Origin of the sequence: Aeromonas sp. 9A, from assembly GCF_963900955.1 — a bacterium.
Classification (GTDB): Bacteria; Pseudomonadota; Gammaproteobacteria; order Enterobacterales; family Aeromonadaceae; genus Aeromonas; species Aeromonas salmonicida.
This window is the reverse complement of the sequence record NZ_CAWRFG010000001.1, coordinates 1,024,248-1,039,688: the sequence shown is the minus strand read 5'-3', so window position 1 is coordinate 1,039,688 and position 15,441 is coordinate 1,024,248. Positions and strand designations below refer to the sequence as shown.

The 15,441-nt window shown below is 56.6% G+C and carries 15 protein-coding genes and 1 pseudogene; 4 read left to right on the top strand and 12 right to left on the bottom strand.

From position 1 onward, the window contains the following. Positions 1-62: 62 nt before the first annotated feature. Positions 63-1,631 (bottom strand): murein biosynthesis integral membrane protein MurJ, encoded by a 1,569-nt coding sequence (gene murJ / locus AACX78_RS05145; RefSeq protein WP_159165577.1) that lies wholly within the window; start codon positions 1,629-1,631, stop codon positions 63-65. Positions 1,632-1,822: 191 nt separating this feature from the next. Between murJ and rpsT the strand changes: the two genes are divergently transcribed. Beyond that, on the top strand, positions 1,823-2,086 hold the full coding sequence (rpsT, locus tag AACX78_RS05140) for a 30S ribosomal protein S20 (protein WP_005892298.1): 264 nt from the start codon (positions 1,823-1,825) through the stop codon (positions 2,084-2,086). A 49-nt stretch (positions 2,087-2,135) separates the two neighbouring features. Here rpsT and AACX78_RS05135 read toward each other — a convergent pair whose 3' ends face one another. From AACX78_RS05135 to rppH, 8 genes are all read right to left on the bottom strand, one after another. Continuing rightward, positions 2,136-2,438 carry an ArsR/SmtB family transcription factor gene (locus AACX78_RS05135; RefSeq protein ID WP_005313481.1) on the bottom strand — a complete coding sequence of 101 codons (303 nt, stop codon included), beginning with the start codon at positions 2,436-2,438 and terminating at the stop codon, positions 2,136-2,138. Between the two features lie 49 nt (positions 2,439-2,487). Continuing rightward, a complete protein-coding gene (gene nhaR, locus AACX78_RS05130; protein ID WP_021138578.1) occupies positions 2,488-3,420 on the bottom strand; it encodes a transcriptional activator NhaR in 933 nt (310 codons plus the stop codon). Next, entirely contained in the window at positions 3,407-3,814 is a 408-nt protein-coding gene (locus AACX78_RS05125; protein WP_021138577.1) for a hypothetical protein, read from the bottom strand. The genes nhaR and AACX78_RS05125 overlap by 14 nt, the downstream gene beginning before the upstream one ends. After that, positions 3,811-5,001, bottom strand: a complete 1,191-nt coding sequence (gene nhaA / locus AACX78_RS05120) for a Na+/H+ antiporter NhaA (protein WP_159165576.1) — start codon at positions 4,999-5,001, stop codon at positions 3,811-3,813. The genes AACX78_RS05125 and nhaA overlap by 4 nt, the downstream gene beginning before the upstream one ends. 207 nt (positions 5,002-5,208) lie before the next feature. After that, positions 5,209-6,003, bottom strand: coding sequence for a thymidylate synthase (thyA, locus tag AACX78_RS05115; RefSeq protein WP_159165575.1), 795 nt, complete (start codon positions 6,001-6,003; stop codon positions 5,209-5,211). Then, positions 6,003-6,827 (bottom strand): prolipoprotein diacylglyceryl transferase, encoded by an 825-nt coding sequence (lgt, locus tag AACX78_RS05110; RefSeq protein WP_159165574.1) that lies wholly within the window; start codon positions 6,825-6,827, stop codon positions 6,003-6,005. Before lgt ends, thyA begins: the two co-directional genes overlap by 1 nt. Positions 6,828-6,894: 67 nt before the next feature. Beyond that, the gene (gene ptsP, locus AACX78_RS05105) at positions 6,895-9,174 is read right to left on the bottom strand and encodes a phosphoenolpyruvate--protein phosphotransferase (RefSeq protein WP_159165573.1); all 2,280 of its coding nucleotides are present in this window, start codon (positions 9,172-9,174) and stop codon (positions 6,895-6,897) included. 12 nt (positions 9,175-9,186) lie between these two features. Then, positions 9,187-9,714 (bottom strand): RNA pyrophosphohydrolase, encoded by a 528-nt coding sequence (gene rppH, locus AACX78_RS05100; protein ID WP_005313497.1) that lies wholly within the window; start codon positions 9,712-9,714, stop codon positions 9,187-9,189. A gap of 273 nt (positions 9,715-9,987) precedes the next feature. On the opposite strand from rppH, the pseudogene AACX78_RS05095 reads away from it, so the two are divergent. After that, a pseudogene (locus AACX78_RS05095) lies at positions 9,988-10,161 on the top strand (IS3 family transposase); the annotation flags it as partial. Between the two features lie 586 nt (positions 10,162-10,747). Here AACX78_RS05095 and AACX78_RS05090 read toward each other — a convergent pair. After that, positions 10,748-11,080 (bottom strand): hypothetical protein, encoded by a 333-nt coding sequence (locus AACX78_RS05090; RefSeq protein WP_159165572.1) that lies wholly within the window; start codon positions 11,078-11,080, stop codon positions 10,748-10,750. Positions 11,081-11,210: 130 nt separating this feature from the next. Here AACX78_RS05090 and AACX78_RS05085 point away from each other — a divergent pair, with 130 nt between their 5' ends. Beyond that, a complete protein-coding gene (locus AACX78_RS05085; protein ID WP_159165571.1) occupies positions 11,211-11,726 on the top strand; it encodes a ClbS/DfsB family four-helix bundle protein in 516 nt (171 codons plus the stop codon). A 306-nt stretch (positions 11,727-12,032) separates the two neighbouring features. Continuing rightward, positions 12,033-13,205 (top strand): CD0519/CD1768 family membrane protein, encoded by a 1,173-nt coding sequence (locus AACX78_RS05080; protein WP_059113481.1) that lies wholly within the window; start codon positions 12,033-12,035, stop codon positions 13,203-13,205. A 101-nt stretch (positions 13,206-13,306) separates the two neighbouring features. On the opposite strand, the gene AACX78_RS05075 is transcribed toward AACX78_RS05080, so the two are convergent. Both AACX78_RS05075 and AACX78_RS05070 read right to left on the bottom strand, forming a co-directional pair. Continuing rightward, the gene (locus AACX78_RS05075) at positions 13,307-13,999 is read right to left on the bottom strand and encodes a B3/B4 domain-containing protein (RefSeq protein ID WP_159165570.1); all 693 of its coding nucleotides are present in this window, start codon (positions 13,997-13,999) and stop codon (positions 13,307-13,309) included. 334 nt (positions 14,000-14,333) lie between these two features. Continuing rightward, complete coding sequence (locus tag AACX78_RS05070) at positions 14,334-15,347, bottom strand: chemotaxis protein (protein WP_005314079.1); 1,014 nt, start codon at positions 15,345-15,347, stop codon at positions 14,334-14,336. Positions 15,348-15,441 lie beyond the last annotated feature (94 nt).

The window sequence follows — 15,441 nt, the reverse complement described above, 5'->3', positions numbered from 1 at the left end:
GATTTCAGGCATCTTGCCCAGATCCCCTGCCCGCCGAGGCAATCCCGTATGGTGCAGCAGGGTCAGTCCTGCTGCTGACCTGCTTTCAGGTGTCTTGGCCGAATGCCAAGTACCAGCAGGATGACCCCGTACATTCCCCCTCCCAGGCAGAGCAGCATGGTCAGCTGCAAGCTGGCCTTGCCCATGCTCCAGGCAGCCCACTGGGCGAGATCCGGTGACAGATAGGCAAGCACGCCTCCCATCAGCACGGTCGCCACCAGCAACTTGAGGCAGAACAGCCCGGTATTGCGGGACGGACGGTAAACCCCTTGTTGATACAAGCCCTTGAACAACAGAGCCGCATTCAACGAGCCTGAACAGGCGGTGGATAGCGCCAGCCCCACATAGCCAAGGGGGAAGATGAAGATGAGGTTGCACACCATGTTGGCGATCATGGACATCACCCCGATCCGCACTGGCGTTCTGGTGTCCTGGCGAGCGTAGTAGCCCGGTGCCAGCACCTTGATCAACATCAGCGACAACAGGCCAGTGGTGGAAGCCAGCAGACTGGCACTGGACATGCTCACTTCATGCATGCCGAACTCGCCGCGCATGAAGAGCACTCGCAGTATGGGCTCGCGCAGCACGGCTATCCCCACCATGGCCGGCAGGCCGAGCAGCATCACCATTCGTACCCCCCAGTCCATGGTGCGAGAGAAGTCGGCCGGGTCCGCATCCACATGCTTCTTGGCCAGCGCAGGCAAGATAACGGTACTGATGGCCACCGCAAACAGGCCGAGGGGAAACTCCAGCAGGCGATCCGAGTAATAGAGATAGCTGATGGCGCCGGTGGCAAGAAAGGATGCAAGCATGGTGTTGATCAGCAGGTTGATCTGACTGACCGACACCCCGAACAGCGCCGGGATCATCAGGGTGCGGATCTTGATCACCCCAGGATGATGCCAACCCCACTTGGGCCACACCAGCATGTTGATCTGGCGCAGGAAGGGGTACTGGAACAGGAACTGCACCAGACCGCCGAGAAAGACACCGATGGCGAGGGCTATCTCTGGCCGCTCCATCAAGGGCGCTATCCACCAGGCCGCCCCTATCATGGTGAGGTTGAGAAACACAGGGGTGAACGAGGATACCGCGAAACGGCCAAAGGTGTTGAGGATGGCCCCCGCCATGGCGGTGAAGGTGATGAACCAGAGGTAGGGAAAGGTGATTTTGAGCATCAGGCTGGCCAGCTCGAACTTCTCTGCAGCGGGTCCGCCGTGCAACCAGTCCCAGAACCAGCCCCAGCCGAACAGCGCCGTCAGTACACCCGAACCCAACACACCCAGCAGGGTCACGACTGTCACTATCCCCCCCAGCGTACCCGCTACCGCGGCCAGCAATTCGCGCACTTCACGCTCGTCGCCATTTTTCTTGTACTCCGTCATCACGGGAACAAATGCCTGGTTGAAAGCACCTTCAGCGAACAAGCGACGCAGAAAGTTGGGAATGCGATTGGCAAAGAAGAAGACGTCTGCGGCCACCCCGGCACCGAGCAGATTGGCGATGACTACATCGCGAACCAAGCCCATCACACGGGACATCAGCGTCATTCCGGACACTATCATGCCGGATTTGATCAATTTCTTACTCAAGACGAGGCCTCTGGAACTGTCAGAATGAAAAGAATGCTGCTAGAATCGGCCGACAGTTTAACCGCCTCCCAACTGACACACCACCGGGGGGCGGTGTTTATTTGCACAAATCATTTGACAATATGTGGTTGAGAAGGCATATTTCCGGGCCTTTTCAATACACTCGCTAAGACAGTTTTAGGAGTTTTACCTTGGCTAATATCAAATCTGCTAAGAAGCGCGCGATTCAATCAGAGAAACGTCGTCAACACAACGCCAGCCGTCGTTCAATGACCCGTACCTATCTGAAGAAAGTAATTGCTGCCATCGCTTCTGGCGACAAAGCTGCTGCCGTTGCTGCTTTTGCTACCGCTCAGCCGATCATGGATCGCATGGCTACCAAAGGCCTGATCCACAAGAACAAAGCTGCTCGTCACAAGAGCCGCCTGTCTGCCCAGATCAAAGCTATGGCTTAATCAGCTCAGGCTGAATAACGCTAAAAAAACCGGCCTTAGTGCCGGTTTTTTATTTATCTGCGCTGCAATACAGTCTGTGCAGCAAGCCTATCATCTCGCGCACCTCGTGGCTTCGCAACGAATAGTAGACCGTCTGGGCCTCTTTTCGCGTCTCCACCAACTCATCCCGCCGAAGCACGGCCAAGTGCTGTGACAGGGCTGACTGGCTCAATCCGAGAACCTCGTTAAGCTCCCCTACAGACAGTTCCCTGTCCAGCAGCTGGCACAGAATAAACAGTCTTCGCTCGTTGGCCAGCGCCTTGAGCAGTGCCACTGCACGGCTTGCATTCGCCTCCATCTCTTCCAGTTGCATCTCATCCCCTTTCGCTCGAGGCAAGAATCATACTCTGTGAGCCGTCGATTTAAAATGACAGGGTTGCCGGTTGAATCGTGGCAAAGTCCTCCTGACCTGCAAACAGGAAGGAGAAATCACTCTCGCACACCCGTTTTACCGCCGGATGCTGGATCATGCGCTCGGCAAAGATGACGTAATACTCTTCCATCAGATCCTGGGTCTCCCCAATCAGCATCACCTCTTCCCCTTCCAGGATCTCTTCCCGGTAGATGGTCGGCGCCATGAAGATGCCCTGATTGAAGAAGCCGAACGCCTTCATCAGGGCAGCATCATCGAACTCGCCGAGAATGCTGGGGGAGATCCCCTGCTGTTCGAACCACTGGGTTAACTGGCGACCCATGGCGGTGCGGCGACCCGGGATCAGCAACTTACGCTCCTCCAGACAGGCCGGAAAGGCTTTCTCAGGCAAAGGCGCCTTGCAGAAGAAGCTGACGCCACAACCGCCGAGTCGCTTGGAGAGCAGGCCTGCATGCTGGCTGGAGTCAACCGGACAGTCGGAGAGGATCATGTCGAGCTTGTGCTCGCTCAGCTGCTCCAGCAAGAGCTCATGGGTTGATTCGAAGCAGCGCAGGTGGATGGAGCCATCGTTGGGAATGACAGAGAGCAATACCCGGCTGGCGAGGCGCTTGGAGAGTGCATCGGCGATGCCGACGTCAAACAGGATCTGGCTCTCCTTGCGATAGTTGACGATATCCAGCATCTCGTAGGAGAGGCTGAACATCTTGTCTGCGTAGCGAAACACCAACTGGCCGAGCTCGGTAGCCTCCAGGGATCGCCCCTTTCGCTTCAACAGCTTGCCGCCAAGACGTTGCTCCAGCAGTTTAATCTGACCGGTCACTGTCTGCGGCGTCAAAAAAAGGGCCTCTGCCGCCTGAGTGACAGTGCCCTTCTTCTGAGTCATCCAGAAATAGTAGAGGTGATTGTAATTAAGGTGTGACATCCGATGGGATTCCCGCTTTACGCGGACTCCGGTAGCAGCTGAGTTCAGCCGCCAGAATGTCATACATGTCGCTGATCGAGTCAACCTTGTTTGCTGCAAACTGCTCCATCAGACTGGCTTTAAGACGGCTCTTGTCAGGCAATCGATCACCACAATAACGCTTATTGGACTGTTTGAATCGCTCTCCAACCCGGCTGCTGAGGGCGCGTTCGGAGAAGGTTTCACCAAATTGGGCTTTGGCCTGCCTGTCACTGAGCAACATTGCACTGTCGACCACACCGTTGAGATAAGCGTTGCATCCGATGGAAACCACATCTTGCTTGCAATCATCAAACGTCTCGGCCTGTAGGCCAAAAGGCGCAAGAAGAGAACACAATATCAGAACCTTTCTCATAATCCCTCCAAAGTCTGGTTGGCAGGTTTATTAGGCAGACTCAAACGCAGGGCTGTGTAACCTGCAAAAGCTGCCAACGTTGACCCCAACAAGATACCGAGGCGCGCATAGTTACCATACTCCATTCCGGAGTGCTGGAAAGCCAGTGATGCGATAAACATCGACATGGTAAATCCGATACCGCACAGCACACTCACTGCAAAGATCTGCTTGAAGTCGGTACCCGCCGGAAGCTTGGCCAGCCCGAGTTTGACCACCAACCAACTGATGGTAAAAATACCAAGAGGCTTGCCCACGAAGAGCCCGACAATAATGCCAAGGGACACAGGGTTCGTCAGTGCCTCTAGCCCCATTCCATCCAGAGAGACACCTGCGTTGGAAAAGGCAAACAGTGGCAGGATCAAATAGGCACACCAAGGGTTTAGCTGGTGCTCAAGATACTTGAGTGGAGACTCGGTACGCTCTCCTTTGAGCGGGATCATAAAGGCCACGACCACACCGGCCAGTGTCGCATGTACCCCAGACTTGAGTACCGCCACCCAGGCAATCAGACCAATCAGCATATAAAAGGAGAGACGCTCTACCTTCATTCGATTGAACAGGAACAACACCACAGTGGCTGCTGCAGCAACGCCGATAGCGGAGAGCGAGAGCTGCTGGGTATAGAAGAGCGCAATGATGATGATGACGCCCAAGTCATCCATGATTGCCAGCGCCAGCAGGAAGACTTTGAGGCTGGTAGGAACCCGTTTGCCAAGCAACGCCATGACGCCCAACGCAAAAGCGATATCAGTGGCTGCAGGAATAGCCCAGCCAGCACGAGTCACCTCGTTGTCATAGTTAAAGAAGGCGTAAAGCAGCGCCGGCGCCAGCATGCCTCCCACCGCAGCAATCGCAGGAAAAGTGGCCTGCTCGCGACTGGACAGGGCACCTTCCATCATTTCGCGCTTCACTTCCAGACCGATGAAAAGGAAGAAGAGGGCCATCAGACCATCGTTGATCCAGAGCAGCAAAGGCTTGTCGATATCCAGACTGGCAATACGCATCTGGACGGGTGTATCGAGGAAAGCGTGATAGAGAGAGGCGAGACCGCTGTTGGCCAGGACCATGGCCAAAATAGCAGAGATGATCAGAATAATGCCGGAGGCACTCTCCATTTTCAGAAATTTTTTCATGGTTTCGCTCATATTAAAACAGTCCTGTTGCAATCAAGAAGGGCAGTCTATGGCAGTATCTAGAGTAATGAAAAATCGTTTCTAATTACCCAATACATCGAAAAAACCGAACAATCAAGCATTTAACCCAGATCATATCGATACCAACAGTAAACTGACTGAGTATAGTACGAACAATAAAGGCGCCTCTTGGCGCCTTTATTGTTGAGCTTCTCCGACTCAGATTGCAACCGGAGCTTTTATTCCAGGATGGGGGTCATACCCCAGGATTTCGAAATCCTCGAACCGATAGTCGAAGATGGAATCGGGCTTTCGCTTGATCGCCAGCCGAGGCAAAGACCTCGGCTCACGAGAGAGCTGCAGCGCAGTCTGCTCCATATGGTTGGAGTAGAGGTGCACATCACCACCGGTCCAGACGAAGTCGCCCACTTCCAGGTCACACTGCTGAGCCATCATGTGAGTCAGCAGAGCATAGCTGGCGATGTTGAACGGCAGGCCGAGGAAGACATCACAGCTGCGCTGGTAGAGCTGACACGAGAGCTTGCCGTCCGCCACGTAGAACTGGAAGAAAGCGTGGCAGGGAGCCAGCGCCATTTTGTCCAGCTCACCCACGTTCCAGGCTGAGACTATGATGCGGCGCGAATCCGGATTGTGCTTGATGTCATCTACAGCGCGCTGGATCTGATCGATGACAGCGCCATCGGCCGTCGGCCAAGAGCGCCACTGGGCGCCATAAACCGGCCCCAGATCGCCATTCTCGTCCGCCCACTCATCCCAGATGCTGACACCCTGCTCTTTCAGATAGGCGGTATTGGTGTCGCCATTGAGGAACCAGAGCAGCTCGTGAATGATGGAACGCAGGTGACATTTCTTGGTGGTGACCAGCGGGAAACCCTGCGCCAGATTGAAGCGCATCTGATGACCGAACAAGGAGACGGTACCAGTGCCAGTCCTATCGGACTTGACGGTGCCCTCATCCAGGATCTTCTGCATCAGGTCGAGATAAGTTCTCATTATTTCGCCTCCTTCACGGCATTACCGAACAACTGCGGACGCTTGTAGGCAACCCAGATCATCAGGGCGCCGATGATGATCATCGGGGTGGAGAGGATCTGGCCCATGCTGATCTCCTGGAAGTAGAGACCCAGCTGACTGTCAGGCTGGCGTACGAACTCCACCAGGAAGCGGAACAGGCCGTAGAACAGCAGGAACATACCGGAGATGGCGCCCCGTGGCGGGTTCTTGCGCCAGAACAGGTTCAGGATGATGAAGAGCACCACCCCTTCCAGCGCGAACTGGTAGAGCTGGGAGGGGTGACGCGGCTCGGGGCCTGCCTCCGGGAAGATGATGGCCCAGGGCACGTCCGTGACCCGGCCCCACAGCTCGCCGTTCATGAAGTTGCCGATGCGGCCGACGCCGAGACCGAACGGAATGAGCGGTGCCACAAAGTCCGCCACAGTAAAGAAGTGACGCTTGGTCTTGTGCGCAAACCAGATCATGGCGGTGATGACCCCGATCAGACCGCCGTGGAACGACATGCCCCCGGTCCAGATCTTGAACAGGTAGGTGGGATCGGCCAGGAACATGTCGAAGTTGTAAAACAGTACATAACCAACCCGGCCACCGAGGATCACCCCGAGGAAGCCGTAGAACAGCAGGTCAGACACCTCGTTGCGAGTCCAGCCACTGTTGGGTGCGTCGGCGCGTCGGCCTGCAAGCCACATGGCAAAAGCGAAACCAAACAAATACATGAGACCATACCAGCGTACCGATAGTGGTCCCAAACTGAATGCTACGGGATCAATCTGCGAGAAAACCCAATATCCGTCGTGCTGCATGGCGCGGCCCCAGTCATAAGAAAAGCCGCATTCTCCGATCATTCGTCAGCAGGAACAAGACTGAATATCAATCGGGCAGCTTGCTCTTGTGGCCCGCTCGCAGCAAACCGCCCAGACCGTGCTCTTCTAGGTAGCGGGCAAACAGGCCACGAAGCACGTGGGGATTGTCGTGCTTGAGGCCATCGGCCATCAGCGCCTTCAGCTCGCCGAGATCGGATTGACGCAGCACGTACTTGATGCGGGATATGTTGTGGGTGTTCATGCTGAAACGGCGATAGCCCATGGCCAGCAACAGCAGTACGCCAACAGGATCGCCCGCCAGCTCGCCGCACACGGACACAGGTTTCTGGTAACGATGGGATGCATCGACCAGCAGTTGCAGGGCGCGGATCACAGCGGGATGGAAAGCATCGTAGATGTTGGCAACACGGGCATTGTTGCGATCCACTGCCAGCAGATATTGGGTCAGGTCGTTGCTGCCCACCGACCAGAAGTCGATGAGCGGCGCCATCTCCGGCAGGATATAGAGAGCGGAGGGCACCTCTATCATCACCCCCAGACTGGGGTAGCGGATCACCGCATCGCGGCTCGCCGCCTCTTCCGACACTTCACGCCAGGCCTGATCCAGCAGCCGGCGGGAGGCCTTGATTTCACTGACGCTGCTGATCATCGGCAGCATGATGGCCAGATTGTCCAGCCCTTCGCTGGCCCGCAGCATGGCCTTGAGCTGTACCAGGAACAGTTCGGGGTGATCCAGCGTGAGCCGGATCCCCCGCCAGCCAAGGAAGGGATTTTCCTCGACGATGGGGAAATAGGGCAGTTGCTTGTCCCCCCCCACGTCCAGGGTCCGCATGCAGACAGGGCGGTTGCGATAGGTTTCCAGAATGCTGCGATAGCGGGCAGTCTGCTCCCACTCGGAGGGGAAGCTGTCTTGCAGCATGAAGGGGATCTCGGTGCGATAAAGCCCGACCCCGTCCGCCAGATGATTAAGGGAGATCTCGGTATCGGCACTCAGCCCCGCATTGAGCAGCAATGACACAGGGGTACCGTCGGCAGTTTCCGATGGCTGGTTGTCGACGCTGCGCACCAGGGTATCCAGCGCCCGCTCCTCATTGAGCAGTTGCCGATACTCGGTCAGGATCACCTGATTGGGCTCGATGAAGAGATCGCCGCTGTAGCCATCGACCACCAGCATGCGACCACCTATGTCGCCGAGCGGCAAATCCACCCCCATGATGGCCGCCACCCCCATGGCGCGGGCCAGTATGGCGGCATGGGAGTTGGTACCGCCCTTGAGCGATACCACACCGGTCAGGAACTCTCGCGGCACCTCGGCGAGGATGGTGGCCGTCACCTCGTCGGCAACCAGCACCACAGGCTCGCCGACCGTGATGTGTTCGGGTTCATTCTGCACCAGTCGGCTGATGAGCCGCTGGGCTATGTCCTTCACATCGGTGGATCGCTCCTGCAGATAGGGGTCTTTCATCCCCTTGAACTGCTCGATAAGCCGATCACTGATGAGTTTCACCGCTGACACGGCCGTCCAGTGCTCTTTGCTGACCTTGTTGCGGATGGGCTTGATGTAACCGGGATCATTGAGCAGATGCAGATAGATGTCGAAGATGGCGACCGAGTCCTGGCTGTAGCTCTCGCGAAAACGCAGGGCCAGACTCTCCAGATCGTGGCGCACCACTTCCACTGCCACGTTCAACCGTTCCAGCTGCTTGGCGTGCTCCTCATCCTTGCGCGGTGTGATGGCGCTGAGTTCCTTGCGAGGCCGCCACACCCAGGCCTTGGCCATGGCGATGCCACTGGCACCGGCGATACCACGCAGTGGCTTGCTCCAGTCGGTTTTCTGCAACCAGCCCTTGGCCTGGGCCTGGGCGATGCGCGCGGCCAGCTGGGCTGCCAGCGTCACCATGAAGGACTCCTCCCCCTCATCGAAACGGCGGCTATCTTTTTGTTGCACCACCAAAATGCCCACCACCTGGCGCTGGTGCATGATGGGAGCACCGAGGAAGGAGCGGAACGCCTCTTCCGCAACATCGGGCAGGAACTTGAAACTGGGGTGGGAGGGGGCATCGGCCAGGTTGATCAGCTCTTCGCGCTGGCCCACCAGACCGACGATACCCTGCTCGAACGGCAGGGTTGCCTTGCCCACCGCCGACTCGGCCAGACCATCGGTCGCAGCCAGTCGGTAGCGGCGCATGTCCGGCTCAGACACATAGACGGAACAGCAGTCCACCGTCATGGCCCGCCGGGTCTGGCTGACCAATGCCTGCAAAGCCAACTCCAGAGTGTTGGCTTCGGCCATGCTTTCGACGATGCGTCTGAGATCCGTCAGCAACGAATGTGCTCCTTAGCGAGAGCGGTTGCGCCGCCCATCTTTCCGATTTACTTGCACCACAGGCACTGGCATCGCCAACGGGGCAAACTCCGTCATCACCCGTCGATAGACTTCCCGTTTGAAGGAGACAACCTGGCGTACCGGGTACCAGAAACTGACCCAACGCCAATCATCAAACTCGGGGTGACCATGACAGCCGAACTGGATCCTGGACTCCCTGCCCGGATCCAGCTGTAGCAAGAACCATTTTTGTTTTTGGCCAATACAGACCGGTGAACTGTCCCAACGAACAAGGCGTTTTGGCAAGCGGTACTTCAGCCAGTTGCGACTGGTGGCCATGATGGTCACATCCTCGGGCTTGAGGCCTATCTCCTCATACAGCTCACGATACATGGCCTGCTCTGGCGTCTCACCGTCATCAACTCCCCCCTGCGGAAACTGCCAGGAGTGCTGCCCATAGCGCTTAGCCCACAATACTTGCCCGTCACGGTTACAGATCACGATTCCGACATTGGGACGAAACCCGTCGCCATCTATCACGTGATCACCTTATAAAGGCTGAATCTATAAGGAGATTGTTCCACATTCACTCCGTGGCAGCAAACAAGGACTGCAATCCCCCACGCATGAATAACTTTCAATTTCAAGCCGACTTATAAACAAACCCAAGGATCAAGCCCAGCAAGTTGCCCACCCAGGCTGTGCATAAACCTGTTAGCAAGCGGGTATATACAGTAGTTTTGGTTATCTACTCTAAATTAAACATCAGCATACAGTATGTTAATAAAAACAAAATATGTATTTAAATACATTCTTAAAAATGAACTGGTTCATCACCATAGATTCAAGACGAGAGCGGAGGCCAAGGCAGCGATTCAGGAATACATAGAGATTTTTTACAACCGCCAACGTCGGCATTCACGACTTGGCAATGTCAGCCCGGCGGAGTTTAACAAGAGGTATAGGAAAACTACTCAGGCTGCTTGATCCGGGACTGTCCGATCTTGTCAGGATACCTCAGTCGGAGCACTGGTTCAGTAAGATCTCATCATCGGCCCGAAAAAGCTAAAAAGAAACAGAGGGGAAGGCACCACAGAGTGGCCGTTTCCTCCATCAATGTTGGGTGTCGGCACCCGATTGCTCGAACTACTTTAAGGTATCTGTGCAGTTGGTAGAACCGCGCACTATTCACTCTGATTTATTGATGCTTATTATGGGGCTTGGTGGCAAAGAAGTGAGCACTTTGCCCTTGGTTTAGCCTCAGATTGGGCTCATAAGGTTACTGAGCGCGGCTTCAATTGAAGTGAGCAATCAGATTGGATGCCTTTGGCTGATTTGAACCGGTACATGGACTGTTAATCCGTATGTCGCTGGTTCAAGTCCAGCAGGAGGAGCCAACACAAAAGCCCAGCTGCAATGCTGGGCTTTTTCTTTGCCTGTTTTTTACGGCTGACCAGATTCGCATGAGAGGTTCGGTTGTTGTTTGTCGATGGAGATGATGGCCTGCCGGTGATCGTTGAGTCTACTAAGTCCCTCCTCCCTGCTGTTGTTTCACCTGTGGATCAGTCCTACGTCACCTTGCCGGCGTAATGCCCTGCATCTTCAGCCAGAACGCCTCCTGACAGGGGTTGTGGAACAGCTTGCGTGGCGGTGTGATGGAGATGGGGCTGGTGTCGACCCGATAGCTTATCCAGCATTCGGCGCACAGCTGCGCCGAGGGGACATGGTCCTGCTCTCTCTGATGACAGATGACGACCCCATTGGCGAACCAATAGGTGGTTTGCTGGTGCTGGATCAGGGTGCCACTCTCGTCATTCTCGCTATAGTGCTCACTCTGCTGATGAGTGATGGTTGCTGGCCCAGGTTGCCGATGGATGGCCTTGATATAGGTAATGAGCTGATTCATTGCTGTTCTTGCTTGTGACGGGAGTGGTGGCGTGGGAACGCAGGTTGCAGATGCCGCGAGCTTAGCGCTCGGCGCCGCTGGCGGCAATCCCGACCGGGCAGCTGGGTGGCCGGCATGAAGGAGAAAAGTGATGGGGATCCCCAGCAACAAGGCCGAGCTGCTGCTCGCCATCGACACGAATTTTGGCAAGCTGCTCAAGGCGTTGCAGGCCGTACCCGAGAGCCGGGTGCAGGAGCTGGTGATGGAGGGGCACAGCAAGGGCACCTCCATGAGCGTGGCCAATCTGGTGGCCTACCTCATCGGCTGGAATGAGTTGGTGATCAAGTGGATAGAGCGGGATACGGCGGGCTGGCCGGTAGATTTTCCCGAGACGGGCTGTAAGTGGAACGAGCTGGGCAGGCTGGCCCAAAAGTTCTATCGGGATTATGAGGGGCTGGCCTATCCGGTATTGCTGGCCCGGCTGATGGCGGCCAGGGCCCGCATCGTCGAGCTGATCGTGACGCGCGGTGACGATGAGCTGTATGGTCGCCCCTGGTATGAGCAGTGGACCCTGGGGCGGATGATCCAGTTCAATACCGCCTCTCCCTACCACAATGCCAACGGGCGATTGCGCAAATGGTTGAAGGGGAACTGCATTCGGGTATGAATGTTCCCGGTGTTGCAGGTGGCAATGCTGGCTGAGGCGGCCCGTATTCTTTCGCTGACTTGCCCCGGTTGTTATACTCCCACCCCTCAATTTTCCCGGGTGCCGGGTTTATCGTCCCCCTTGCGTGAGGCGGTTTGCCATGCTGCCTTGTCTGGCAAACGGGTGTTTCCTCCTGAGTTCAGTCGCCAGTTCGGCGGGCTGTTCATCTGGATATCACCGGAGCCCTTGTTGCGAGACGAGGGCTCCGGCGTCACGAGTTCAATAACAAAAACAACGATTCACACAGAGACAGTCATCAGGATTGGTATGGAAAATCAAGCAGTTAAAGATTCGCATGCAACGCAAACCTCCCTTCGCCGCTGGCTGGAGCCGGTACTGGTACTGGCCATTCTGGGCAGCCTGTTCGGTTACCTCGGTAGCCTGATGGGGCTCTCCGCCCTGGTCAACACCCTGTTCAATACGGCCCATCAGCTGCTGCTCAATACTGTGCTCTTCATCATGGGGATTACAGTGCTATCCGGGGCGCTGAGCCAGCTGCTCAGCGAGTTCGGAGTGATCCGCTTGCTGGAGGTGCTGCTGGCGCCACTGATGAAGCCCATCTTCCGTCTGCCGGGCCGCACCGCCCTGGCGGCTCTGATGACGTTCTTTTCCGACAACCCGGCGGTGATCAGCCTCGCCAAAGACAGTCGCTTTCGCAAGGGCTTCACCCCCTGGCAACTGGTGTCGCTGACCAACTTCGGGACGGCTTTTGGCATGGGGCTGATTGTGGTGACCTTCATGGCCACCCTGCAACTGCCGAGCGGCGAATCCACTGCCAGTGCGGCCTTGATAGGTCTGCTCGGCGCCCTCATCGGCTCAGTGGTCTCGACCCGGCTGATGCAGCGCATGATCAGGCCGCTGGTGGGGGAGACCCTGATTGATGACGAAGTGGTGAGTGTGGGCGCCAAGCCCGGGCTGAGTCAGGAAGCGGCTCCCACTTGGCTCCGGGTGCTCAATGCCCTGCTCGATGGTGGTAAATCGGGGGTGGAGCTCGGCATGGCGGTGATCCCGGGTGTGCTCATCATCAGTACCTTCGTCATGTTGCTGACCTTTGGTCCTGGCGACAAGGGCTATACCGGCGAGGCCTTCCAGGGGGTGGCACTGCTGCCCGTGCTGGCGGCCAAGGTGGGCTGGTTGTTCGAGATGCTGTTCGGTTTTACCCATGCCGAGCTGGTGGCCTTCCCCGTAACTTCACTGGGAGCGGTCGGGGCCGCCATGTCGCTGGTGCCTCCTTTCATCGGCAAGGGTTGGATCACCGGCAACGAGGTGGCGGTATTCACCGCCATGGGCATGTGCTGGAGCGGCTTTCTGAGTACTCACACCGCTATGCTGGATGCGCTCGGTTATCGCCATCTCACCTCCCGCGCCATAGTGGCTCATACCATAGGTGGTCTCTGCGCCGGTGTGGCGGCCCATCAGCTCTACCTGCTGCTGGGCTGAGTCGGGTTCAGATAACAAAAGAGGCTCTTCGGAGCCTCTTTGCATTGCTCGTTGCGATCACGCTGGCAGCATCGAGACGGCCAGCCCGGCGTTGTGGTCGGTCACTCGACATGGCCAATGACGGTTTGTTCTATCACGGCTCCGGGCATCATCTGTTGTATGCCGTCAATCAGCTTGTTCCCGGCTGCTTGCAAAGCTTCCAGGGGCATTTCGGGCAAGCTCTCCAGAATGAACCACATCATGCTCGACTCCACACTGAGCCTGGTCCTGACCCCCTGTCTCCAGTTCCAGCGTCGGCACGTCACCCCCTTGTCATCCCGCCATACCACTTCGCCGGGTTCTGGAGATTCATGAGCCACTTCGCCGCCCTTCATTGTGTCGAATAGCTCGCTGCCATCGGCAACTACCAACCTTGGCATCCCTTCATAGGTAGTCAGGTTTTCGCCCCCGACCGGTATGGCGTACTCAATGCTGATGGCGTTATAGAGGTCAACGACAGGATCGATACTCGGCAGGCTGCCATCACGGGCAACCCGTTTTCTCAGGGCTTCGGCGGAGCAGGGAGTGCGCTGTGGTTTGGCACCAAACTTTCTAAAGAGGTCCGCCCAGGCAGAGAGGTGTGCATCAGCCCAGGGTGCATCTTCTCTGGCCATGGCAAGGGAGGCTTGTTCCAGAGCCCGCGTCCCCACAGTGGGGTCTGCAATGGCAGCCGCCTGGACAGTGATACTCAAGGCCCGGAATCCGGGGGCCATATCGGTCACTTCAGGGGTGATTAACGGCTTGAACAACGGCATAGAGACTCCAGGGGATCCATTGATAGAGACGACATTTGATGTCCCGATGGCGCATGGCATCAGCCACATCAAACTCAATTTGAGAGCCATCTTGCTTGGGGGATGGCAATAAGAAAATTGACAAAATCTTAAGGCCAATAAGGATTTGGAATGACTAGCAGCCCGTCAGTGAACGACTGGCCTGGGATCTCGATCCAGAAGGAAGCTCTGGCTTTTCGTTGATCTCTCGCGAAATGGGATGAGCCGCTCAGGAGCGCTATCTCTGATGCTGCTGAACAACATCAACAACAAGGGCGCCGAGGCGCCCGTTTGCTTGAGTGTCAGACTGACGACATTACAGATTGCCCGGTTTGGGAATGGGGATGCCGAGCAGCAAGTTATCCATCATGCCGACCATGCGGCCCAGCTCGGGTTTGGTGATGGTGTCATTGGCCCCCAGCTGCAATGCCTTCTGGCGGTTGTCATCACTCATCAGCGACGAGAACATTATGATGGGGGTGGTCTTGAAGGCGGGGGTGTCCCGCAGCCGTTTGAGCAGATGCATGCCATCCATTCGGGGCATCTCGACGTCAGTGATGATGCCGCTGACGAACTCGGACACAGGTATCTTCTCCTCCTGTGACAGACGGTCAAACTCCGTCAGCATCTCCAGCCCTTCTCCCCCGTCCTTGGCCGTCACCACGTTGTAGCCAGCGGTGCGCAACGTTGTCTCTATCATCTTGCGGATGAAGGCAGAGTCGTCGACCACCAGAATGCTCTTGGCCTGGCGCAGTGCCATCATGCGATCGTCGATGATGACCTTGCGATCCTGGGTCACATCGTATTTCTCCATGCTGAGCTCTGGGTTGATGTCGGCGATGATCTTCTCGAAGTCGAGGATCATGATGAGGTTGCCATCGCGCCTGACCACGGCGACCACGCAGTCGTTCTCGCCCGCTTCCAGAAACTGGCTGGGGGATTCCACATCCTCCCAGGAGACTCTGTGGATCCTGCTGACACTGTCGATGAGAAAACCGTTCGCCATCTTGTTGAAGTCGGTGACGATAACCACTTTGTTGCTGTTGTCCGGGTTGGTGCGGATCCCGAGCCAGCCCGCCAGATCCACCAGGGGGATCAGCCGTTCACGCAGCGAGAAAACCCCGACCATGTGGCGCTGGGCATTGGGGTAGTCGGTAGTTTCCGGTACCCGGATCACCTCGCGCACCTTGGCGACGTTGATACCGTAATAGGCAATCTTCTCCCTGCCATCGGGCAGATGCTTCTTGAGATGAAACTCGATGATTTCGAGCTCGTTGGTCCCGCTCTCAGTCAGGATGGATTTACGCTCTTCCCCGTTTTTGGACATCATGGCGACTCTCGTGCTTCTGGTTGCGCTGGCAGCACCGGCTGCGGTTTTCCCTCAGTATAGGAATGGATCCGTCCACACCGGAGAGATCCACACA

Bases quoted from the DNA above. Each gene is read 5' to 3' on its own strand.
- AACX78_RS05135 (WP_005313481.1), bottom strand. From the start codon at position 2,438: ATGCAACTGGAAGAGATGGAGGCGAATGCAAGCCGTGCAGTGGCACTG.
- nhaR (WP_021138578.1), bottom strand. From the start codon at position 3,420: ATGTCACACCTTAATTACAATCACCTCTACTATTTCTGGATGACTCAG.
- AACX78_RS05125 (WP_021138577.1), bottom strand. From the start codon at position 3,814: ATGAGAAAGGTTCTGATATTGTGTTCTCTTCTTGCGCCTTTTGGCCTA.
- nhaA (WP_159165576.1), bottom strand. From the start codon at position 5,001: ATGAGCGAAACCATGAAAAAATTTCTGAAAATGGAGAGTGCCTCCGGC.
- thyA (WP_159165575.1), bottom strand. From the start codon at position 6,003: ATGAGAACTTATCTCGACCTGATGCAGAAGATCCTGGATGAGGGCACC.
- lgt (WP_159165574.1), bottom strand. From the start codon at position 6,827: ATGCAGCACGACGGATATTGGGTTTTCTCGCAGATTGATCCCGTAGCA.
- AACX78_RS05090 (WP_159165572.1), bottom strand. From the start codon at position 11,080: ATGAATCAGCTCATTACCTATATCAAGGCCATCCATCGGCAACCTGGG.
- AACX78_RS05085 (WP_159165571.1), top strand. From the start codon at position 11,211: ATGGGGATCCCCAGCAACAAGGCCGAGCTGCTGCTCGCCATCGACACG.
- AACX78_RS05080 (WP_059113481.1), top strand. From the start codon at position 12,033: ATGGAAAATCAAGCAGTTAAAGATTCGCATGCAACGCAAACCTCCCTT.
- AACX78_RS05075 (WP_159165570.1), bottom strand. From the start codon at position 13,999: ATGCCGTTGTTCAAGCCGTTAATCACCCCTGAAGTGACCGATATGGCC.
- AACX78_RS05070 (WP_005314079.1), bottom strand. From the start codon at position 15,347: ATGATGTCCAAAAACGGGGAAGAGCGTAAATCCATCCTGACTGAGAGC.